Here is a 20,916-nt window from a genome sequence, read left to right as displayed (position 1 = left end):
ATGCATGCCAATAGTGAATCAAAACGCTCGTCCTCATATTGAAAAAATTTTAGCCAACATGACCCAGCTTCCAGGTGTTTATAAAATGCTAGGGAAGGAGGGTGAATTGTTATATGTCGGCAAAGCAAAAAACCTAAAAAATCGGGTGACGAGTTATTTTGTTAAAACGATTGAGCATCCTAAAACACAAGCTTTAGTTGCACGAATTTATGATATTGAAACTTTGGTTACTCGTTCAGAAACTGAAGCTTTACTCTTAGAACAAAATTTAATTAAACAGCATCGTCCGCCGTATAACATTATGCTGCGGGACGATAAGTCTTACGTCTATATTTTTGTTTCGGCTGACAAGCCTTATCCTCGGCTTGCGAGCGGGCGTGGTAAAGGTAAGCACCAAATTGGTAAGTTTTTTGGCCCGTACCCAAGTGCCTATAGTGCACGCGATACATTACTGGTTTTACAAAAACTTTTTAATGTGCGTCAGTGTGAAAATAGCTATTTCTCACAGCGTAAACGTCCATGTTTGCAATATCAAATCAAGCGTTGTTCGGCCCCGTGTGTAGGTCTGATTTCACCCGAAGATTATAAAGAAGACGTTAATAATAGTATTCGCTTTTTGCAAGGTGATACCAAAGAGCTTAATCAAGAACTCATTGCCAAAATGGAACAAGCAGCGGCTGAGCTTGAATTTGAAAAAGCTGTTTTTTACCGCGATCGATTGTCTTTACTGCGTGAAGTTCAAGCGCAACAAGCCGTTTTTAAAGTTAAAGGCGAAGCGGATATTCTGGCAATTGCATATCAGGCAGGTGTGACATGCGTGCAAATTATGTATGTACGCAATGGGCGAATGCTGGGTGGAAAAAGTTATTTCCCAGACATGCTCGGTGATGATCTTGGGCAAATGCTGAGTGACTTTATGGCGAACTTTTACTTTCAGGTTGCAGATGAAGTACCGAATGAGCTTATCGTAAATATTGCTTTGCCTGACTGTAAAGAATTAGAAGAAGCGTTGGCACAGCAATTTGGCAAAAAGGTTCAGATTAAGAGTAATGTTCGAGAAACTCGTGCCGAGTGGCTAGAGTTAGCTGAAATGAACGTTCAACATGCCATTAAGGGGCAGTTGAGTAATCATTTAGAACTTAATGAACGTTTCCACCAGTTAGAGCAAGTGGTGGGAAGACCTGTCGATCGGATTGAATGTTTTGATATTAGTCACACCATGGGTGAAGCTCCAATTGCCTCTTGTGTCGTGTTTGACCAAGGTGGGGCACGTAAGCGCGACTACCGCCAGTTTGCGATTCAAGACATTACAGCAGGCGATGACTATGCTGCTATGCGCCAAGCCTTAACACGCCGTTATAAAAAGGCCATATTGCCTGATTTGCTGTTGATTGATGGTGGTAAAGGCCAACTCCATATGGCAATGGAAGTTATGCAAGAGCTTGGGTTAGATGCTTTTATGGTGGGTGTATCTAAAGGTGAAGGGCGTAAACCCGGACTTGAAACCCTGCATTTTACTGACGGCACAAAAATCCAATTACCGGAAGACCATAAGGCATTGCATTTGATTCAGCAGGTGCGTGATGAGGCCCATCGTTTTGCGATTACTAAACATCGTGCTAAACGTGATAAACGCCGAAGTACCTCAGTTTTAGAAGCAATTCCAGGGTTAGGGCCAAAGCGCCGTCGAGATTTATTAACCCATTTTGGTGGGATTCAAGGTGTTTTAAAAGCATCTGAAAAAGAGCTTACTCTTGTGCCTGGTTTTGGTGAAATGATGGCAAGAACGATTTATAAAATTCTGCATGAATAAAGATAGGTTTCTATGCCGAGTGACCAAATAGTTGGCATATAAGTACAAGAATGATCATTCACATTCCCTTTAAAATGATGAAAGATGTTTCATCAAGAGTCGGAGTGCTTTAGGGAAGTGAATGTCATTACTGCAATTGTTTGAAGAAATAAAACAAAAGGAATGGATTGAAATACCCGAAGGGTGGCTACAAGGGCGAACTGTTTTTGGTGGGCTTGTCGCTGGCTTACTCATGCAAAAGGCCTGCTGCAATATTCAAGATCCAAATAAAAGATTATTAAGTTGTAGTGTTACTTTCGTGGGCCCTGTACAACAGGGGCCTGCTCAATTGACTATTGAAATTTTAAGAGAAGGGAAATCGGTCACTACGCTTGAAACCCGTTTATGGCAAGATGGTGCGGTACAAACGATTTTGGTGGCAAGCTTTGGTGTGCCGCGTGCGTCGAATATTGAAGTGCGACATGAGCCTATCGTTCCAGTTTATAGGCAACCTGAAGAGTTACAACCTATTCCTTTTGCTAGACAAATGCCAGAATGCTATCAACATTTTGATGTATGCTGGGCGGAAGGTCATTATCCTGTTACAGGAAGTCAGTATGCTGACTTTGGAGGATGGTCAAGGTTTAATCCCGATAAGCATGAAAATCGTCAAATGACTTTGCCAGATTTAATTGTCTTGATGGATATTTGGCCACCTGGTGTATTGCCGATGTTTAAGCAAGTTGCTCCTGCAAGTTCTTTAACTTGGCACATTACCTATGTCCATCCGTTCCAACATCAATTGTGTGACTGGTTTAAATATAAAGTGATAACTGAATATGCAGGTGAAGGTTATTCCACAGAATATGCCCATCTTTGGGACCAAAATGATCATTTAATTGCAATTTTACGGCAAACTGTTACGGTATTTACCTAAGCAGTCCACTTCCTCGATTCATATATTTCGTATAAAGTGGCTGTTACAGATAGATACAATATTGAAGAAAGTATTTTTGTCTGTTACAAGATGCATGAAGACTTAATTGGCGGTGTTTATGACCACAGGGCGAATCCTGAATATCCCAAATATCCTAACATTAGCGCGTATCGCGCTTATTCCTGTATTTTTGGTGATCGCGTATTGGCCGCCTGCAATGGGTATTGGTGAGCATGAAGGTAGTATGAGTCGTCATATTATCTTGACGGCTATTTTTGTGTTTGCTGCTATTACCGATTGGTTTGATGGCTATTTAGCACGAACTTTAAACCAAACTTCAGCATTTGGCCGTTTTTTAGATCCAGTTGCAGATAAGCTCATGGTGGCGGCTGCACTGATTGTTTTAGTGCAGTGGAATCCAACCATTTCAATGGCTTTTGCGGCAATTGTGATTATTTCACGGGAAATTACAGTTTCTGCTTTACGTGAATGGATGGCAGAACTTGGCGCACGTACCAGTGTGGCAGTATCGACTGTAGGTAAATATAAAACAGCCTTTCAGATGATTGCCATTAGTGTGTTCTTACTTAATTGGCAGCCTTTAGAAATGCTTGCCTATGCTTTGTTATATACAGCGGTCATTTTAACTCTATGGTCAATGTTTATTTACCTCAAAGCAGCTTGGCCTTATTTAAAGCAGCCTTAAGTGCATATTGAAAGATTAAGCCTTTCTACAATGAAAGGCTTTTTTTATTTTTAAAGAGTGCAAGAATCGGGTCGTCATAGGGCTTTGGCTACTTTAATGTAAGATATAAGTGCTAAGGAGGTGACACATGCAAATGCTTTCTTCTCGGCAATTTGCTGTAATTGCCACTGTAATTGAATATTTATATGAACATCTAGATCAGCAACCCAGTCTGGACGATGTTGCGAGCCATATGAATTTAAGTTCAGGTTATATTCAACGCCAGTTTCAAGAATGGGTAGGGATTAGCCCGAAAAAATTTGTGCAATATATGAGTTTGCAACAGGCTAAATATTATCTGTTGCAACAGCGGAGTTTATTGGAAACCGCTTTAAATACGGGGTTGTCTGGCACAGGACGTTTACACGATCTGTTTATTCAGCTTGAAGGGATGACGCCTGGGGAATATAAACAAAAGGGCGAAGGCGTTATTCTTAATTATTCGGTTGAGACAAGTCCCTTCGGTGAGTTGTTGGTGGTCAGTAGTGAAAAAGGCATATGTTCTATAAGGTTTATCGAAACTCACGCCAATATTGAACAACTCATTAAGCAGTACTTTCCGAAAGCTCAATTGAAAAATCAGTCACCGATTTGGCATCAACAAATTGCAAAGTGGTTTGAACAGGATTTTTCAGAACACTTACAGCAAAAACTTCCACTTAATTTGGCTGGAACCCCATTTCAGCTACAAGTATGGGAAGCCTTGCTCACCATTCCAGAAGGGCAACTTCGGACTTACCAAGATATTGCAGAGCAGATTGGGAAGCCTAAAGCAGTTAGAGCCGTTGCTACAGCAATTGGACAGAATCCGATTGCATATCTGATTCCTTGCCATCGAGTGATCCGTGCCACAGGGATGATCGGAGAATATCATTGGCAAAAAGGGCGTAAATTGGCATTGTTAGCGTGGGAGATGTCAAAGCAATATGGAGAGACCGTATGACCTTGGATTTATTTTCTCCAGAGCCTTGTGAGAATTTATTACCCTACGATGGTGAAGTTCAGGACTATGGTTGTATTTTAAGCCCTGAAGAAGCTGAACAATATTTTCATTATCTTTATCAACACCTCGCATGGAAACATGACGAGGCTAAGTTGTATGGTAAGCACTTTATTACAGCTCGAAAAGTTGCATGGTATGGAGATGATTACTATCAATATAAATATTCGGGTGTCGCACGTGATTCTTTACCTTGGGACAAAGCACTCGCCAAACTAAAACAACAGGTAGAGCGAATACTTTCAGAAAAATTTAATTCTTGTTTGGCAAATCTTTATGAAGATGGAACTCAAGGTATGGCTTGGCACAGTGACTCGGATGTATCTTTGGCAAGAACGACAACAATCGCCTCTTTAAGCTTTGGTGCTACTCGTAAATTTTCTTTTAGACATATTCAAAGTAAAGAGAAAGTTGAATTGTGGCTACAACCAGGCCAACTCATTGTGATGCGTGGTGAGACTCAACAATATTGGCAACACCGTTTAAATCGCTCAACAAAGATTTTACAACCACGTATTAATCTTACTTTTCGGCAATTTAAGTTTTTATAAAAATAAGACAAGAAAAAAGCCCATGATGGCAGCATGAGCTTATTCCTCTGAGGGGGATGCTTCTACTGATGAGCTGCTGATGAAAAGAATTATCAATAGGAGCTAAAATCATAATATGAGAATATTGTGATATATTCAATGTTTTAAAGTGTAAGAAAACTTTAAATTATCATAAGGTGGGGTTTTAGATTTCACCTTTTTCAGATAATTCCATAAAACGTTGTTCAATAAGTGCTGCATTTTCTTGCAAAATTTCGATGAGCTTTTCAACATTTAAAAAATCAAAACGATTTTTAGAGGCAACTAAAGTCAAAGCTAAAGGTACTTCTTTGTTTGAAAAACGAACAGGAACCGCTAGACCTGAAACATTTGGGTCAATCTCACCTTGTGAGAAATAGAAGCCTTGTTTTTTAATTTTACGCATACGCTGAATAAAGCTCGGTTCATCTTCAGCAAAACCTGATTGTTTTAATTCTTGCTGGTAACGGTGATAGTAGTCTTGCATGCGTTGTTTACTTAAATGCGAAACCATTGTTTTTGGAGATGATCCAACGTAAATCGGTCTTGGGCAGCCTCGGCCATATGAAAGTAGCTCAGTGTCTTTAAATATTTCATGATGTATGTCAATGCAATAGTCATCATTTAAATAGGTAAGCAAACAGCACAGTTCAGTACGCTCTACAATATTTCGCATAAATGGCGTGCTGATTTGAACCAGTGGGTCGGTTGTTCTAGATATATAGTCAAGAACTGCAATTTTTGAGCCTAAGGTATAATCGCCAGAGGTTCCATTAATGCGTTTTAATAGATCAGCTGAGACTAGCTCTTTGAGGTAACGGTAACTCGTTGGTTTGGACAAGCCAAGTTCTTCGCAAATAATATCGACATTAATGATTGGACGCGAAACTGAAAATAGGTCCAGTACAGTTAAAATTTTGCCAAAACTTGAAATTGCCATAGTGTCTTGTTCGTATCCTTTAACAACGAGTCATCTTTGAGTTTTTATAACAGAAAAAAAGAAGATTTGTCTCAATTCTAAAATAAATGCCTGATTTGAGTATTTTACTCTGACAAAGAGAAAACTTCTCTCGGCTTATACATCATATACGATAATTAAAAAATATATCAAATTATCAAATGGAGATATTTTAGTTGACTAAATCGCTTTATTTTGAAAAAATTGCCAAACAAAATATCTAATCGAGAAATTGGTCGGTTCTAGATTGATTTCTTGATACCTCTTCTTTCCAAAGCTTGGCCGTTTAAATGGCGCCCAAACTGAAATCATCTCTGCCAATCAGGCGAGATGTGGAAAAATCATTGTATTGAAGGATGCTCCTCATATCATTTGCTTTGAGGCAAATGGCAAAGTTGTGTTGTCTTTAGAAAGACGATCAAATATTGAAGGGCATGCTCATCAGTTCAAATCTGTATTTGAGATGAGTTCATGTTATTAAAGCAAATACTGGCGTTCCGCCCGAGTAGGCTTGATCTGATCTTTGCCTTAAAAACATTTATTGCCGGAATGTTGGCACTATTTGTTTCGTTTGAATTAGATCTGATTAACCCGATGTGGTCGATTGGTACGGTCCTGATTATTGCCAATCCATATTCAGGAATGGTGTCTTCTAAATGTGTCTATCGAGTGGTAGGGACAATTGGCGGAGCTGTGATTGCCCTAACCCTAACGCCCCATCTAATTAATACACCTTGGATATTTACCGTGGTGTTGTCGTTGTGGGTGGGTTTTGCGCTTTATGTGTCGTTACTCGATCGTACTCCACGTAGTTATGCTTTTATGCTGGCGGGCTACTCGACAGCCATGATCGTCTTCAATGCGATTACGTATATTGATCAATACAATATATTTGATATTGCTTTAGCTCGGGTTATAGAAATTTCGATTGGCGTGATTTCAAGTGCAGTGGTTTCTGCCACGATTCTTCCAATGCATATTGGCTCGGCAATTAAACAGCGGGTGATAAAAACCCTAAAAGATACAGAGAATCTGTTTGCTAATTTATTAAATACAGATTTGCAGCAGAACAATACTCAGCTCTTGGCTGCCATTACTCGCGACACCACAGATATTCATGCTTTGGCAGTACATTTGAGCTATGAGAAGGGCGAGTTGCATGGTATGACCAAACCCTTGCAAGAAATGCTTCATCAAATCTCAATGGTGGTGGCTAATCTAGTCGCTTTATCTGAGCGTATTAAGCAGCTTAAAGAACTTCGGTTTATCGAGACTCATGCAGAAAAACTGCAACAGCTTTCAGCTCATGTTGTACAGTTTTTAGAGCAAAAAGATCTGATTATTGATGAAAATATTTTGCAGTTGCCTGATGAGTTTGAAAGCGATTTTGCAAGTTTGATGGAGTCGGCTTCTACACATCAACAAGTTTTAGTTGCAGCCATGAAAATGGATGTGCGTCATTTCATTAGCAATGTTTTAGCGGTTAAAGTTTTGTGGCAGCGAATTCAGCAAGGTAATAAAGAAATTCCTGACAACATTACCCCAATGACGACCAAATATCCAAGTTTGCACCGTGACCATGGTGTGGCAATACGAGGCGGTATCAGTGCAGTCCTTATTACATTTATTGTGACTGGAGTCTGGATTGTTTCGGGGTGGAAAGCTGGATTTATGATGGCACAGATGGGCGCAGTAACCGCCTGTATTTTAACAGCCTTAGATAACCCGGTTCCAGTTCTGCGTATTTTTATCTGGGGCAGTATAGCTTCAGCAGTTTTAGTCTTTGTTTATGCATTTGGTATTTTCCCGCATGTCACAACTTTTTGGGAACTTGGACTGGTTTTATTACCGATGTTCTTATTCGCAGTGTCTATGATGGCTAACCAGATGCTGATGCCAGTAGGTATGGTGTTGGGTATTAATACCATGATGGGACTAAACCTGCACAATGCTTATAGCATGGATGCGGTGTCTTATCTTGATAGTTCATTTGCCATGATCTTAGGTGTTTTAGTGTCCTTGATTGTCATTGACGTTGTTCGTGCCATGTCACCAGATACAAGTGCAAGCCGTATTTTAGCCTTGCATTATCGCGCCATGCGACAAGCGATCTATCTGCCATATGGTCTTGATTTTAAAGTTCATCTACGCAGTATGCTAGATCGGATTGGGATTCTAAACAGCAAAATGGTGCAATCAGACGAGATTAAAACTTCAATTCATCAGGCTCTGATTGAGTCGAGTAGTATTGTTGATTTAAGCCGATTGCAAGAGTTAGCCAATCAGTTTCCTCAAACATCCGAACTCACTCAGCATATTGGCGATTTGCAACAAAATCTGGATGAGTTGTTTAGAGCTAAAGAAAACGATGAAAATGATACGACCGCTTTAGTAGAGCGAATCTACCGAGCGTTATTTGAATTAAAACAGCTTGCTTCAAATGTTGAAGATATGACTATGCGACAAAGACTACTCATTTCACTGAACAATATTGCTTATAGCATGTGCCACGTTTCATCAGAGCAAATGAATGAAAATAGCACCCTGAGAGGAGCCACAGCAAATGGGTGAGTTTAATGTTTATGGTATTTATGTGCCTTCTTTGCTCGTTCAAGCACTCTTGGCATATATCTGTTTCCGTGGGTTAAGTCCTTTAACAAATAAGTTGATTGCACAAGGCTGGATTGCATTACCTAGTATTTTTAATTTGTGTTTTTACCTCTTATTACTTTTGGTAATACATCAAATTTTTGTTGGGGTCGGTGCGTAGAGATGTTTGCGAAATTAAAGATTGAGTTAGGTGAGTGAAATGAATCAGGTGGATTTGAAAAAAGTCATCCGTCCAGTAATTTTGATTGTCGCATTAATAGTGGCAGTCTATACCATTGTGCATTTGTGGAATTACTATAACGCGGCGCCGTGGACGCGGGATGGTCGAGTTCGTGGTGACGTTATTCAAGTATCTTCGGATGTCGCGGGGCTTGTGACAGAAGTATTGGTTCAAGATAACCAGACTGTGAAAAAAGGTCAGGTGCTCTTTAAAATTGATGTTTCCCGCCGAGCTTTAGATGTAGAGCAGGCAAAATCTGATTTAGCAAAAGCAAATGCAGCCTTTGCCCAAGCGCAAGCTGGTTTAGCACAAGCCAAAGCGAACCTGATTAAATCAGATACGAATATTAAACTAGCCGAGAAAAACGCAAGCCGCTATTCAAATCTTATGGATGGCGCTATCTCTAAACAAGAACAAGATCAGGTTTTCGCAACACGTGATCAATCTCACGCTGAACATGAGCAACTCCAAGCTGCTATTCAACAAGCGGAAGCAACTGTTAAGCAACAACAGGCTCTGATTGAGGCGGCAACGAGCAATTTGCATTTGGCCGAGCTTAATATGCATCGTGCTGCGGTAATTGCTCCAGCTGATGGTACTTTATCTAACTTTGATATGCGCCCAGGTAACTATGTTCAAGTTGGTCAGGCTGTTGCGGCATTACTTGACCGTAAACAACTCTATGTTGTGGGCTATTTTGAAGAGACGAAGTTAAACCGTATTCATGTTGGTGATCAGGCCAGTGTACAGTTAATGGGTGATAGCCAGAAAATTAAAGGCCATGTACAAGGTATTGCATCGGGTATTGAAGATCGTGAACGCTCAAGCAGCTCTAAACTTCTTGCCAATGTAAATCCAACGTTTAGTTGGGTTCGTTTAGCGCAGCGTGTGCCTGTGAAAATCGTATTAGATGAAACACCAAAGAACCAGCTTGCTTTTGTTTCTGGACGTACGGCAACTGTGCATATTATCGAGAAATAAAAAAGGAAGGCTTTAGCCTTCCTTTTTAATATTAAGGGGTTAAACCGACCGGATTTCGATACCAACTCTGAATGAGTAAGGCGGCTGCAAAACTATCTGCAGAAAGTTTTTTTGCTCGACCTTGCTCTTGGTAGAAACCGAGTTCTTCTCGTGCTTCACGTGTAGTTAAACGCTCATCTACCATTAATGTTTCAATATTGGTTTGATGGCGTAAACGTCTCGCAAATTTGCGAGCACGTGTAGAAAGTTCTGACTCGCTATCATCCATATTCAAAGGCAAACCAACCAAAAATAGATCAGGTTGCCATTCTTTCACGATTTTTAAGAGTTGATCCCAGTTTGGAATACCATCTTTCATCACAAATAGAGGGAGAGGATTGGCACTTTCAATTGAAGACTGGCCAATCGCCATTCCCATTTTTTGAGTACCAAAGTCAAAAGCCATAATCGATTTTGATTGTGTTTCGGTCATTAAGCATGTCCGATTTCAGATGCTAACCAAGCACGATCTACACCGATTTTTTTATAAGCTGCATCCCAACGATCGTCATAAGGCAGGTTAAAAATCAGATCCATATCGGCATCACAAATGAGCCAATCACCGCGTGTAATTTCATCTTCTAACTGATTTTTACCCCAGCTCGCATAACCTAAAGCAATTTGATATCGACCAACACCTTCATTATGGGCAATCGCATCAAGAATATCTTTACTGGTGGTAATACAAACATTTTCACCTACAGCGATAGATGAATGCCATGTCGGTTGTCCAGTATGAAGAACGAATCCAGCTTCGGGACGTAATGGGCCGCCTTGTAAAACCACATGTGGATTTACATTGTCTGCTTCAATGTCGAGATCATTGAGTAATTCTTTAATTTGAATGCCGGAAGGGCGGTTAATAATAATGCCTTGAGCACCTTCTTCATCATGACGGGCAAGATAAATTACAGTGTTTGCGAAAAAGTCATCTGCCATTTCTGGCGGGGCAATCAGACAACGGTGAGTCAGATATTGTTTGGTCACCTAAGCGGTTCTCCCTCAAAAAATGTCACTAGAGGGTCTCTCGACCCTTTTATCTATATAGGTTCTTTTTATCAACATACAAGAGTTAATCGGTTTTCGCCAATCTTTTTCTCTCATTTTCTTTATTAATTTGAAGAAGCCTGAAATTTAAGTTGGCGTAATTGTTTTGCGTGTTGCAAGGTTGTTTCATTAATTTCAACACCGCCTGACATGCGTGCTAACTCAGAAATAATTTGATTTTCATCAAGTTGTACAATGGTACTGCTTGCTGGATCAGTTTGTTGTTTCTTCACTAATAAATGCTGATCTGACTGAGCAGCAACTTGTGCTTGGTGAGTAATACATAAAAGTTGAACATGTTGGGCTAGGTCGGCAAGTAAACGTCCAACAACTTCTGCTGTACCGCCACTAATACCAACATCAATTTCATCAAACACTAACACTTCTGCTTCGGTTTTTTCAGCGTTCATCACTTGCATGACAAGTGCAATACGTGAAAGTTCACCACCTGAAGCTACTCGTGCTAATGGTTGTGGAGGAATACCCTTATTGGCAGTAAATAATAGTTGAATAAAGCTTAAGCCTTCAGCGGTAGGTTGCTCTAGTGGTTCAAACTTAAACTCGAAATGTGCCTCTGGCAGCGCTAAAGGTTTAACTTGTTCGGTTAATTGTTTAGCAAGTGGGGCAGCAGCTTCACGACGAATATGGTCTAAATGCTGGGCTTTTTCTAAAAATTCTTGATGTGACTTTTCTACTTGTTCAGCCAGAGTTTCAGGGTCTTCTAACTTATGTAATTGCTCAAGCTCACTTTGCCAAGTTTCGTACTCTTCTTTAAGTGTTTCTGGTTGAGTACGGTATTTACGAGCAAGTCGATGGAAAACTTCAAGTTTAGAGTTAAGTTCTTCCATTCGTTCTGGATCAAAACTTTGACGATCAATAAATTGACGCAAGTTTGCTGTTGCATCATCTATTTCACTTTGAGCATTCAGTAAAGAATTATAAATCTCGGAAAGTTGTTCGCTACGGCCCGCGTGGGATTCTAATCTACGAATAATCGAAGACATTTCTTGAGTAATGTTTTGCTCAGCTTCATCTAAAACATTTAAGCTATAGCTACAATCTTGCATGATATGTTCATGATGACTGAGGCGATCGAACTCTTGCTCAATTTCTTTATAGTCAGTTTGAATGACCTCTTCGAGTTCTTCAATTTGATGCTCTAAAGTACCAATGCGTTGTAGACGCGTTGCTTGTGCATCTAGGGCCGCTTGGTGCAAACGAATGGTACGTTGCCATGTGCTATAAGCTTCACGTACATCATTCGCTTCAGCATAAAAATTGTTATAACGGTCTAACCAATGCTTTGGATAAGGCGGTTCAAGAAGTTGCTGTTGACTGTGCTGACTATAAAGTTGAACCAGCAAACGCCCTAATTCTTTAAGTTCAGATAAGCTGCTCGGACGTCCATTGACCCAAGCTTTACTACGTCCAGTTGCAAAAATAACACGACGTAAATGAATTTCCCCAGAATCATCATCTAGCTCGTGGTCTTGGAGCCATTTTGCTTCAGGACTATTATTTTGATAGGTAAAAACAGCGGTAATATCCGCTTTGTCCGAACCATAACGGACATAATTTGTATCTGTACGTTCCCCTAGGCAGGCAGAGAGTGCATCCAGTAATAATGATTTTCCGGCACCTGTTTCGCCTGTTAGAACATTAAATCCTTGTTCTATATCAATAGCCAAATGATCAGCTAATGCAAAATTAATTAAAGTTAAATGTGTGAGCATAAACGCATCCAACGCGCCAAATTATGGGTTAAAGATAGAGAAGTTTTGAATTTGCTACAAGTGATCTATTATTCTAACTGAAATTATAGAACAGCAAGATTGCGGATATTTACAATGAAAAAAACATTAAGCTTACCGAAACCACCAATAGGGATGATCAACCGCCATAAAAAAAATAATCCTGCGGAAATGAATAAAATTTTAAATCAGCATTTTAATGCATTTAAACAGGCAGCAGCACAAGGGGATTATGCCAAAGCTTATCAACATGTTAAACAAGCTGTTAATTTGGTTCCCAAGCATGCTGGCGCCTTATCAGATTTAGCTTATACCGAATTGCGCTTAGGCCGTTATAACGATGCCTATCAACATTATTTACAAGCGATTCAAGCAAGTGGAGCTAACGTAAATACAAATTTATATGATGGACTCACAGAAGTTTGTCATCATTTAAAGAAAAAAGAAGAAACAATCAAATTTGGACGTTTGGCAATTGCAACCAAAAAAGAACTAGCGAAGAGCGAACCTGTTTTGGCAATTCCAGATCAGGTACCACCAACCTTTAGTGCAAACCCTCAAGAAAATATTATTGCTTTTTCTTTGTTTGGTGCAAACCCTCGCTATTGTGAAACCTCTATTTTAAATATTCAGTTAGCCAAACAAATTTATCCTGAATGGACGTGTCGCTTTTATGTCGATGATACTGTGCCAGTACTCGTACAACAGCGTTTAAAAGAGAAGGGCGCGCAAGTTATTCAGGTTACAGATTCTCAAAAACAGCTATCTGGTCTGTTCTGGCGCTTTTTGGTAATGGATGATCCGACAATTAAGCGTTTTCTGATACGTGATGCCGACTCCATTGTCTCGCACCGCGAAAAAGCAGCTGTAGATGCGTGGCTCAAGAGTGATAAATGGTTTCACTTAATGCGTGATAATTATTCTCATACTGAGTTAATTTTGGCTGGAATGTGGGGCGGGGGTACAGGGATTTTTCATAATATTGAAGCACATATCAGGGATTATGTTGCCACCGGACGTTATCTGGATAATCGGGTGATGGATCAACATTATTTGCGCTATTGTATTTGGCCGACTTTAAAACAAAGTGTGCTTATACACGATAGTCAGCAATTTGATTCAGATGCTATCGATTTTCCTGCTTATGATCTGGCGTTAATGCAAAACGACAGTGAAAATTTTCATGTAGGAATGAATGACGGTTCACCAATAATTGCTACAGCAGTTGCCCATCCAACTGCACAAAGAGTATGTTGGATACTCCTAGATGAAAATCAGGTCGAAGTTTGCAGATACGATGCAATTGTGTCGAGTAGTCGAAATATTGAGATTAACTTACCTTATGCTTTTGCCAAAAAAATTCAGGCACAGCAGTGGAAATTACAAGTCTATCCGTATGAAAACTGATTGATTAGTTATTTAGGCACAATTAAACTACATTCATCATAATTTATATAAATACGGCATTATCTGGAGAGTGTGCATGAGTTCAACCCAATTTGATCATGTAACGGTCATCAAAAAATCAAACGTTTATTTTGGTGGAGCATGTATCAGCCATACCGTGCAATTTGAAGATGGAACGAAGAAAACACTAGGTGTTATTTTGCCGACTGAGCAAGCTTTAACTTTTGAAACTCATGTTCCTGAGCGTATGGAAATTATTTCAGGTGAATGCCGTGTAACAATTGCGGACAGTAATGAAAGTGAGTTGTTCCGTGCAGGCCAATCATTTTATGTGCCTGGTAATAGTCTTTTTAAAATCGAAACTGATGAAGTGCTCGATTACGTGTGCCATTTAGAAGGCTAAGAAATTCCTATTCAAATCGGGTACACTATGCCCAAAGAAATCCTGTGAAGTTGGCTTTGCAGGATTTTTATTTTTTTGCTCAAACGTTGTTAGAGGTCATGCATGGCAAAACCGGAATATTATTATGGCGTTCATTCAGTGGAGTCATTGTTAGAACTTGAGCCGGAACGTGTGCTAACCCTGTTTACTTTAAAAGGACGGGATGACCAGCGTTTGCAAAAGATTTTGCAATTGGCAGAGCCTTTTGGAATTAGTGTACAAAAAGCAAGCCGTGATAGTCTCGAAAAGCTTGCAGGTCTGCCGTTTCATCAAGGTGTGGTTGCAGCAGTACGTCCGCATCCGACTTTAAATGAAAAAGATCTAGATCAGATTTTGGCTGAAACTCCAGATTCTTTATTGCTGGCATTAGATCAGGTAACAGACCCGCATAACTTAGGAGCCTGCATTCGTACCGCTGCTGCAATGGGCGTGCAAGCGGTGATTGTGCCTCGTGATCGTTCGGCAAGTTTAACCCCAACAGCTCGTAAAGTTGCAGCGGGTGGAGCTGAGAAAGTTAAATTCATTCAAGTAACAAACTTGGCTCGTACATTAGCTCATCTCAAAGAGACGACTCATACACGTGTTATTGGCACTATGCTTGATGAAAGTGCAATGCCAATTCAAAAATGTGATTTCTCTGGTCCAGTCGTGATCGTGATGGGAGCAGAAGATACGGGTTTACGCCCAATTACACAGGCACAGTGTGATCATAAAGTTTATATTCCGATGTCTGGAAATTTACAAAGCCTAAATGTGAGTGTGGCAACGGGTATGGCACTTTATGAGGCTTGTCGTCAGCGTTCTGAGGTATAATTTAGCTGCCTTTCTAGTTTTTAAGTCATCTTGATATGTCTCCCCGTAAGCAAGGCTATTTCTTTGTATTGGTGACCATGTGCATTTGGGGTGGGTTTACGCTTTTTGCCCGTTTAAATGCACAGTGGCACATAAGTGCTTGGGATATTGTCGCACTGCGCTTCGCTATAGCCTTCTTAATTTTAATGCCTATTTTGATCTATAAAAAAGATCTCGCTTTTTTATGGAGTAAGCATGCGGTTATTCTGGCCTTGATTGGTGGGGTCATTTATTGTCTCACCGTCTACACCGCATTTCTCTATGCTCCCGCCGCTCATGCTGCAATTTTCTTAAATGGCTGTATTCCAATTTGTACTGCGTTCGCAGCATATATTTTATTTAGACAACCATTTGATAAGCATACATGGGCTAGTCTGGCAATCATGATCGCTGCTTTAGGTCTCATGAGTGTTTTGATGCTGCAAGGTAATGCTTCTGCTTTTGGAGTAGGTGATTTACTCCTTTTTATTAGTGCGATTTGGTGGGGCATTTTCACTGTATTACTTAAACAGTGGAAACTGTCTGCATGGCACTCAATGGCAAGTGTTGCGATTTGGTCTGCAATTATTTATTTGCCCATCTATGTTTTATTTTTGCCTAAGCATTTCATGGAAGTTAGCCCTGTTCATTTAGCCATACAAGGCATTTTCCATGGGGTGTTTGTAGTCATTATTGCAACTTTGACTTATGTGGCAGCCATTCAGCGACTTGGTGCTTTTAAAACTGGAAGTATCGTCACTTTGGCGCCTTTTATTGCAGCCATATTGGCCGTACCTCTGTTAGGGGAGGCGTTAAGCCCATCGATTGTTGTAGGTTTAGTTGGAATGGGAGTGGGTGCCTTACAACCTTGGCGATGGTTTCGACCAGATAGCTTGGCACAAAAGATTCAGCAGCAAAATAAGCAAGATTAGTTGGCGCGCTTCAAATAGCTTTGATGTAAAGGCTCTAATTGCTGATATAAATGTTCGAGTAATCCGTCATTAAAGACAATGTCATTGGCAAGTTCACGTTTACGCTCGCGTGGCATTTGTGCGGCAATAATTTTCTGGATTTGTTCTTGGTTTTGCCCATCTCGCTGGCTTGCACGCTGAATTTGAGTTTGTTCACTCGCATCAACTAATAGAGTGTGATTAACCAATTCATGCTGGTTGGTTTCAAAAAGTAGGGGTGAAACTAAAATCACATACGGACTTCTTGGGTTTTGTAGCTGTTGAATAATAGATTGGCGAATGGCTGGATGCGTGATTTTCTCAAGTGTTTGTCTTGCTTCAGGGTTTTGAAAAATATATTCACGTAGTGCACGGCGGTCTAGATTGCCGTCGGGTTGAAGTACCCAATCTCCAAAAGTTTGTTGGATTTTTTGAAGGGCAGGTTGGCCTTTTTCAACCACTTCGCGAGCAACAATATCGGCATCGACGACTTGGATTCCTTGGGATTCAAACCATTGTGTTGCAGCAGATTTTCCACTGCCAATACCACCTGTGACTCCCAGAATAAAAGCCATCTTAACCTCCCAAATAAATTTTCATAATCTGATCACCCCATAAAAAGGCAACCCAACCCGCAATGGCAATATAGGGCCCAAACGCAAAGGGCTGATTATCATTACGTAATTTTAGTAAAATGATGCCAATAATTGCACCAAGTAAAGATGACAATAGCACAATTAATGGCAGCATCAATGGCCCCATCCACGCGCCTAATGCGGCAAGTAATTTAAAGTCGCCGTAGCCCATACCCTCTTTGCCTGTAATCACTTTAAATAAGTAATACACAATCCAAAGACATAAAAAGCCGATTAAATATCCCCAAATAGCTGAGTTAGGCGAGGTGTAAATATTAAAGGTATTAATACCTAAGCCGAGAGCAGCCAAAGGTAGAGTGAAACGGTCGGGTAGCAGCTGAGTATCAAAGTCTATAAATGTCAAAGCAATCAGAACCCAAGTGAGCACTAGTCCCCAAAGCATTTGTAGGGTTGGGCCAAATACCATAACCACGACTAATGAACATAGCATGGTGAGTAATTCAATCGCTGGATAACGAATACTAATAGGATGTTGGCAATGGCCACATTTTCCTCTTAACATCAACCAACTTATGACAGGAATATTTTGATACCAACGAATAGGTTGATGACACTCTGGACATGATGAAGCAGGTTTACTTAATGTCAGCTTTTCATGCTCAATGATGGGTTGTTCGGGATTAAGCAACATTTGACATTCCTGCTGCCAATCTTGTTCCATCATTTTCGGGGTGCGATAAATCACCACATTCAAAAAACTACCAATACATAGGCTCAATAGTGCAACTGCAATATAAAGTGCAGTTAAGTTTTGAATAAAATAAGCAATAATTTCTTGCATTATATGACTGAGCCCATTTGGAAAATTGGAAGGTACATCGCAATCACTAGACCGCCTACGAGCACCCCTAAAATTGCCATGATTAAAGGTTCCATCATTGAAGTTAAACCATCAACGGCATTATCAACTTCATTTTCATAATAAGTGGCAACTTTATCGAGCATGCTGTCTAGTGCACCAGATTCTTCACCAATTGCGACCATTTGTATAGCCATAGATGGAAAACGATTTGAAACACGCATTGCAAATTGGAGTTGTTGGCCTGTAGCAACATCTTCACGAATTTTCATGACGGCTTCTTCATAAATGACATTGTTGGTTGCCCCAGCCGTTGACTCAAGAGCATCAATGAGTGGGACACCAGCGGCAAACGTAGTGGCTAAGGTGCGGCTATAACGGGCAATAATCGCCTTATAAACCAGATCGCCAAAGATAGGTAGTTTCAGTGTGAGTTTATCTAAACCATCACGGAATTTTTTACTACGCTTCTTGGCTTCCAGAAATGCGGCAATAATTGCCCCAATCACAATAATCATAATGAACCAGTATTCCTGCATCCATTTCGACATGTTCACGACCATTTGGGTGAATGCTGGTAAATCAGCACCAAAAGAAGAAAATAGGTCTTGGAAAACAGGCACTACTTTAACCATCAAAATAATGGTAACAACCACAGCAACCACGATAACCGTTGCTGGATATTTCATAGCCTTCTTAATTTTCTGCTTAAGTAATTCACTTTTTTCTTTGTAAATTGCTACACGGTCCAACATGGTTTCAAGCGCACCAGATTGTTCGCCAGACTCTACGAGAGAACAAAACAAGTTATCGAAGTGTTGAGGATACTTTCTTAAAGCTGAAGCAAAGGTACTACCACCTTCAACTTCACCTTTAATCCCGAGTACCACCTCGCGCATGGCTGGGTTTTCTAGACCCTCCGCTACAATTTCAAAGCCTTGTACCAGTGGCACACCTGCTTTCATCATCGTTGCAAGTTGCCTAGTAAAAATTGTGATATCGAGTGTTGATACTTTCTTCTTAAATAAACCCTCAAGAATATTTTTACGCTTTTCCCGAATGTTACGGACAGTTACACCTTGTTTGCGTAGGGTGACTTTGGCTAAGGCCATATTCTTAGCTGGAAGTTCGCCCTTAATTTTTACGCCCTTACGGTCAACCCCTTCATAAGCAAAAGTCGGCATCATTTGTGCCTTTTTGATAGTCATGAATTATCCTTATTTTAAATTGTCTTTTATTCACTAGTCACGCGGTTGACTTCTTGTAAGGAAGTGACGCCTTGCATGACTTTCTTTAACCCTGAACGACGCAGATTATTAAACCCCAGTTTTTCAGAAGCAGCAGCGATTTCTAAAGCATTGCCATCTTCCATAATAATCTTGGAAATTTCAGGTGTAACTTTCATCACCTCGTAAATACCTACTCGACCTTTGTAGCCTTCACGACACTCAGTACAACCGACTGGTTGAAAAACTTGAAAATCGGGGTGGGTTAAATCCTGTTCGGTAAACCCCATTTCTATTAGGCTCTGTTTAGGGATGTCGGCAGGAATTTTACACTGCGGGCATAACCGACGCGCCAAACGTTGCGCAATCACCAGATTGACAGACGTCGCGATATTAAAGGATGGAACACCCATATTACGTAGGCGAGTAAGTGTTTCTGGAGCACTATTGGTATGCAGTGTGGACATTACCATGTGACCGGTTTGTGCAGCTTTAATCGCAATCTCAGCCGTTTCTAAGTCACGAATCTCACCGACCATAATAATGTCAGGGTCCTGACGTAAAAAAGATTTCAGTGCGGCCGAAAAAGTAAGACCTACTTTCGGGTTAACGTTAACCTGATTAATACCTTCAAGGTTGATTTCGACTGGATCTTCGGCAGTGGAAATATTAGAGCTTTCAGTATTTAAAATATTTAAGCCTGTATATAAAGATACCGTTTTACCAGAACCTGTAGGGCCTGTAATGAGAAGCATACCTTGTGGTTTATCGAGTGCTTCTAAAAAAAGAGCTTTCTGATCTTCTTCATATCCTAGAGCATCAATGCCGAGCATTGCGCTAGATGGATCTAGAATACGCAGAACCAATTTTTCACCAAACAAAGTTGGAAGTGAGTTCACACGAAAATCGATGGCTTTAGTTTTTGATAACTTAAGCTTGATACGACCATCTTGAGGCACTCGTTTTTCGGAAATATCCATTTGAGACATGACTTTTAAACGAGAAGCTAAACGGTTAGCCAATTGCAAAGGCGGATTTGCAATCTGACGCAACACGCCGTCGACTCGGTAACGGACCCGATATGATTTCTCATAGGGTTCAAAATGTAAGTCTGAAGCCCCCATACGAATTGCATCGATGAGTAATTTATTAATATATTTAACAATAGGTGCTTCATCGCCTTGAGGCGTTTCTTCCTCATCCTCTTGTGAGGGTGGAGCTTCTAGATCTACATCAAGATCAAACTCTTCATCACTAAATTCGAAGCTACTTTCTTCGGTAAATTGCTGTGCCAGAATTTTCTCAAGCTTATGGTGCTCGACAATAACTGGTTCAACCATGAGCTTGCTATTAAAGCGAATGGCATCAATCGCTTCAATATTACTCGGGTTGCTGGTCGCGACATATAAAATCTGTCCTCTTTGTATAAGAGGTAAGACCCGATGTTTTAAAATAAGTTTCTGGTCGACCAAATCTTTGGGAATTTGGCTTGTGTCGTAAACGTCCAGATCAAAATATGGTTCAGCAAATTCAATAGAAATTGTTTCAGCTAATAAAGAAGGGGAAAGATGAACCTCTTCAATCAGGTACGCAACCGTATCCCGTTTAGCTCTCTTTGCTGCATCTAATGCTGTTTGCATGGTCGCTGCCGACACATGTTTTTCTTCGACTAATCGTCGAAAAAACCCCGAAAATTTTGGAGATGTATGTATGACTGACATCTGCCTACCTGTGCTCATATGTTTATAATTGGTATATAAAAAATTATACTTTTGTTATCTAAAATTACTACCTGAGAAAATGATGCTCTGGTCTTGATCCACTCGCCAAAGCTTGAACTAGTCGAAGTTTTTATTCATTAATTTTTGAAAGACGATTCTTTAGATTCAATAAAGTTTTATAACTGTTTTCAATTAGTAGAAAAGATATGGGCAAAGCCGTTAAAGAAAAGTATCT

General features: G+C 40.3%; 21 protein-coding genes. 13 read left to right on the top strand and 8 right to left on the bottom strand.

All coding sequences use genetic code 11. The annotated features are described in order from the left end of the window. Positions 1-13: 13 nt before the first annotated feature. The 5 genes from uvrC to J663_RS10835 all read left to right on the top strand — a co-directional run bounded on the left by uvrC (position 14) and on the right by J663_RS10835 (position 5,025). A complete protein-coding gene (uvrC, locus tag J663_RS10855; RefSeq protein ID WP_033849665.1) occupies positions 14-1,813 on the top strand; it encodes an excinuclease ABC subunit UvrC in 1,800 nt (599 codons plus the stop codon). Between the two features lie 121 nt (positions 1,814-1,934). After that, positions 1,935-2,729, top strand: coding sequence for a thioesterase family protein (locus J663_RS10850; protein ID WP_033849628.1), 795 nt, complete (start codon positions 1,935-1,937; stop codon positions 2,727-2,729). Between the two features lie 118 nt (positions 2,730-2,847). Then, positions 2,848-3,435 carry a CDP-diacylglycerol--glycerol-3-phosphate 3-phosphatidyltransferase gene (pgsA, locus tag J663_RS10845; protein WP_002114808.1) on the top strand — a complete coding sequence of 196 codons (588 nt, stop codon included), beginning with the start codon at positions 2,848-2,850 and terminating at the stop codon, positions 3,433-3,435. 127 nt (positions 3,436-3,562) lie between these two features. Next, a complete protein-coding gene (locus tag J663_RS10840; RefSeq protein WP_033849626.1) occupies positions 3,563-4,417 on the top strand; it encodes a methylated-DNA--[protein]-cysteine S-methyltransferase in 855 nt (284 codons plus the stop codon). Next, entirely contained in the window at positions 4,414-5,025 is a 612-nt protein-coding gene (locus tag J663_RS10835; protein ID WP_033849625.1) for an alpha-ketoglutarate-dependent dioxygenase AlkB family protein, read from the top strand. Before J663_RS10840 ends, J663_RS10835 begins: the two co-directional genes overlap by 4 nt. A 184-nt stretch (positions 5,026-5,209) precedes the next feature. Here the strand turns inward: J663_RS10835 and J663_RS10830 are convergent, their stop codons facing one another. Further along, a complete protein-coding gene (locus J663_RS10830) occupies positions 5,210-5,983 on the bottom strand; it encodes an IclR family transcriptional regulator (RefSeq protein WP_002114686.1) in 774 nt (257 codons plus the stop codon). A 367-nt stretch (positions 5,984-6,350) separates the two neighbouring features. Here J663_RS10830 and J663_RS18930 point away from each other — a divergent pair, with 367 nt between their 5' ends. Genes J663_RS18930 through J663_RS10815 form a run of 4 tightly spaced genes read left to right on the top strand, consistent with a single transcriptional unit; the run spans position 6,351 to position 9,812 of the window. Next, entirely contained in the window at positions 6,351-6,482 is a 132-nt protein-coding gene (locus J663_RS18930) for a hypothetical protein (RefSeq protein WP_014208220.1), read from the top strand. Then, positions 6,473-8,572, top strand: coding sequence for an FUSC family protein (locus J663_RS10825; RefSeq protein ID WP_033849623.1), 2,100 nt, complete (start codon positions 6,473-6,475; stop codon positions 8,570-8,572). Before J663_RS18930 ends, J663_RS10825 begins: the two co-directional genes overlap by 10 nt. Beyond that, positions 8,565-8,771 carry a DUF1656 domain-containing protein gene (locus J663_RS10820; RefSeq protein ID WP_002115096.1) on the top strand — a complete coding sequence of 69 codons (207 nt, stop codon included), beginning with the start codon at positions 8,565-8,567 and terminating at the stop codon, positions 8,769-8,771. The genes J663_RS10825 and J663_RS10820 overlap by 8 nt, the downstream gene beginning before the upstream one ends. Before the next feature lie 39 nt (positions 8,772-8,810). Then, positions 8,811-9,812 (top strand): HlyD family secretion protein, encoded by a 1,002-nt coding sequence (locus tag J663_RS10815; protein WP_033849622.1) that lies wholly within the window; start codon positions 8,811-8,813, stop codon positions 9,810-9,812. A gap of 31 nt (positions 9,813-9,843) precedes the next feature. Here J663_RS10815 and ruvX read toward each other — a convergent pair whose 3' ends face one another. The 3 genes from ruvX to recN form a co-directional block, all read right to left on the bottom strand. Then, positions 9,844-10,284, bottom strand: a complete 441-nt coding sequence (gene ruvX / locus J663_RS10810) for a Holliday junction resolvase RuvX (protein WP_002115066.1) — start codon at positions 10,282-10,284, stop codon at positions 9,844-9,846. Next, positions 10,284-10,838, bottom strand: a complete 555-nt coding sequence (locus tag J663_RS10805) for a YqgE/AlgH family protein (RefSeq protein ID WP_002114753.1) — start codon at positions 10,836-10,838, stop codon at positions 10,284-10,286. Before J663_RS10805 ends, ruvX begins: the two co-directional genes overlap by 1 nt. A 125-nt stretch (positions 10,839-10,963) precedes the next feature. After that, positions 10,964-12,631, bottom strand: a complete 1,668-nt coding sequence (gene recN / locus J663_RS10800) for a DNA repair protein RecN (RefSeq protein WP_033849620.1) — start codon at positions 12,629-12,631, stop codon at positions 10,964-10,966. Between the two features lie 114 nt (positions 12,632-12,745). Between recN and J663_RS10795 the strand changes: the two genes are divergently transcribed. The 4 genes from J663_RS10795 (at position 12,746) to J663_RS10780 (ending at position 16,261) form a co-directional block, all read left to right on the top strand. Then, on the top strand, positions 12,746-14,056 hold the full coding sequence (locus J663_RS10795) for a tetratricopeptide repeat protein (RefSeq protein ID WP_033849618.1): 1,311 nt from the start codon (positions 12,746-12,748) through the stop codon (positions 14,054-14,056). Between the two features lie 76 nt (positions 14,057-14,132). Beyond that, entirely contained in the window at positions 14,133-14,459 is a 327-nt protein-coding gene (locus tag J663_RS10790; RefSeq protein ID WP_002115102.1) for a pyrimidine/purine nucleoside phosphorylase, read from the top strand. Positions 14,460-14,561: 102 nt separating this feature from the next. Next, the gene (gene rlmB, locus J663_RS10785) at positions 14,562-15,311 is read left to right on the top strand and encodes a 23S rRNA (guanosine(2251)-2'-O)-methyltransferase RlmB (RefSeq protein WP_005065863.1); all 750 of its coding nucleotides are present in this window, start codon (positions 14,562-14,564) and stop codon (positions 15,309-15,311) included. Positions 15,312-15,346: 35 nt separating this feature from the next. Beyond that, positions 15,347-16,261 (top strand): DMT family transporter, encoded by a 915-nt coding sequence (locus J663_RS10780; RefSeq protein ID WP_033849617.1) that lies wholly within the window; start codon positions 15,347-15,349, stop codon positions 16,259-16,261. On the opposite strand, the gene coaE is transcribed toward J663_RS10780, so the two are convergent. From coaE to pilB, 4 genes are read right to left on the bottom strand one after another with little or no spacing between them, the layout of a single operon-like run. Next, a complete protein-coding gene (gene coaE / locus J663_RS10775) occupies positions 16,258-16,854 on the bottom strand; it encodes a dephospho-CoA kinase (RefSeq protein ID WP_033849616.1) in 597 nt (198 codons plus the stop codon). The two genes, J663_RS10780 and coaE, sit on opposite strands and share 4 nt — an antisense overlap. A 1-nt stretch (position 16,855) precedes the next feature. Further along, a complete protein-coding gene (locus tag J663_RS10770) occupies positions 16,856-17,716 on the bottom strand; it encodes a prepilin peptidase (protein WP_033849614.1) in 861 nt (286 codons plus the stop codon). Further along, positions 17,716-18,942: a type II secretion system F family protein gene (locus J663_RS10765; RefSeq protein ID WP_005065874.1), complete on the bottom strand. Its 1,227-nt coding sequence runs from the start codon at positions 18,940-18,942 to the stop codon at positions 17,716-17,718. Before J663_RS10765 ends, J663_RS10770 begins: the two co-directional genes overlap by 1 nt. Before the next feature lie 26 nt (positions 18,943-18,968). Next, the gene (gene pilB / locus J663_RS10760) at positions 18,969-20,681 is read right to left on the bottom strand and encodes a type IV-A pilus assembly ATPase PilB (RefSeq protein WP_005065876.1); all 1,713 of its coding nucleotides are present in this window, start codon (positions 20,679-20,681) and stop codon (positions 18,969-18,971) included. Positions 20,682-20,916 lie beyond the last annotated feature (235 nt).

It is taken from the genome of Acinetobacter sp. 826659, assembly GCF_000588515.1.
GTDB lineage: Bacteria > Pseudomonadota > Gammaproteobacteria > Pseudomonadales > Moraxellaceae > Acinetobacter > Acinetobacter pittii.
Note: the sequence above shows the minus strand (reverse complement) of the source record. Positions and strands in the feature narration are given on the sequence as shown.

Coding starts and splice junctions, on each gene's coding strand:
- J663_RS10830 (WP_002114686.1), bottom strand. CDS start 5,983: ATGGCAATTTCAAGTTTTGGCAAAATTTTAACTGTACTGGACCTATTT.
- ruvX (WP_002115066.1), bottom strand. CDS start 10,284: ATGACCGAAACACAATCAAAATCGATTATGGCTTTTGACTTTGGTACT.
- J663_RS10815 (WP_033849622.1), top strand. CDS start 8,811: ATGAATCAGGTGGATTTGAAAAAAGTCATCCGTCCAGTAATTTTGATT.
- J663_RS10840 (WP_033849626.1), top strand. CDS start 3,563: ATGCAAATGCTTTCTTCTCGGCAATTTGCTGTAATTGCCACTGTAATT.
- rlmB (WP_005065863.1), top strand. CDS start 14,562: ATGGCAAAACCGGAATATTATTATGGCGTTCATTCAGTGGAGTCATTG.
- J663_RS10825 (WP_033849623.1), top strand. CDS start 6,473: ATGTTATTAAAGCAAATACTGGCGTTCCGCCCGAGTAGGCTTGATCTG.
- coaE (WP_033849616.1), bottom strand. CDS start 16,854: ATGGCTTTTATTCTGGGAGTCACAGGTGGTATTGGCAGTGGAAAATCT.
- J663_RS10780 (WP_033849617.1), top strand. CDS start 15,347: ATGTCTCCCCGTAAGCAAGGCTATTTCTTTGTATTGGTGACCATGTGC.
- recN (WP_033849620.1), bottom strand. CDS start 12,631: ATGCTCACACATTTAACTTTAATTAATTTTGCATTAGCTGATCATTTG.
- J663_RS10770 (WP_033849614.1), bottom strand. CDS start 17,716: ATGCAAGAAATTATTGCTTATTTTATTCAAAACTTAACTGCACTTTAT.
- J663_RS10820 (WP_002115096.1), top strand. CDS start 8,565: ATGGGTGAGTTTAATGTTTATGGTATTTATGTGCCTTCTTTGCTCGTT.
- J663_RS10795 (WP_033849618.1), top strand. CDS start 12,746: ATGAAAAAAACATTAAGCTTACCGAAACCACCAATAGGGATGATCAAC.
- J663_RS10765 (WP_005065874.1), bottom strand. CDS start 18,942: ATGACTATCAAAAAGGCACAAATGATGCCGACTTTTGCTTATGAAGGG.
- pgsA (WP_002114808.1), top strand. CDS start 2,848: ATGACCACAGGGCGAATCCTGAATATCCCAAATATCCTAACATTAGCG.
- J663_RS10790 (WP_002115102.1), top strand. CDS start 14,133: ATGAGTTCAACCCAATTTGATCATGTAACGGTCATCAAAAAATCAAAC.
- pilB (WP_005065876.1), bottom strand. CDS start 20,681: ATGTCAGTCATACATACATCTCCAAAATTTTCGGGGTTTTTTCGACGA.
- J663_RS10835 (WP_033849625.1), top strand. CDS start 4,414: ATGACCTTGGATTTATTTTCTCCAGAGCCTTGTGAGAATTTATTACCC.
- J663_RS10850 (WP_033849628.1), top strand. CDS start 1,935: ATGTCATTACTGCAATTGTTTGAAGAAATAAAACAAAAGGAATGGATT.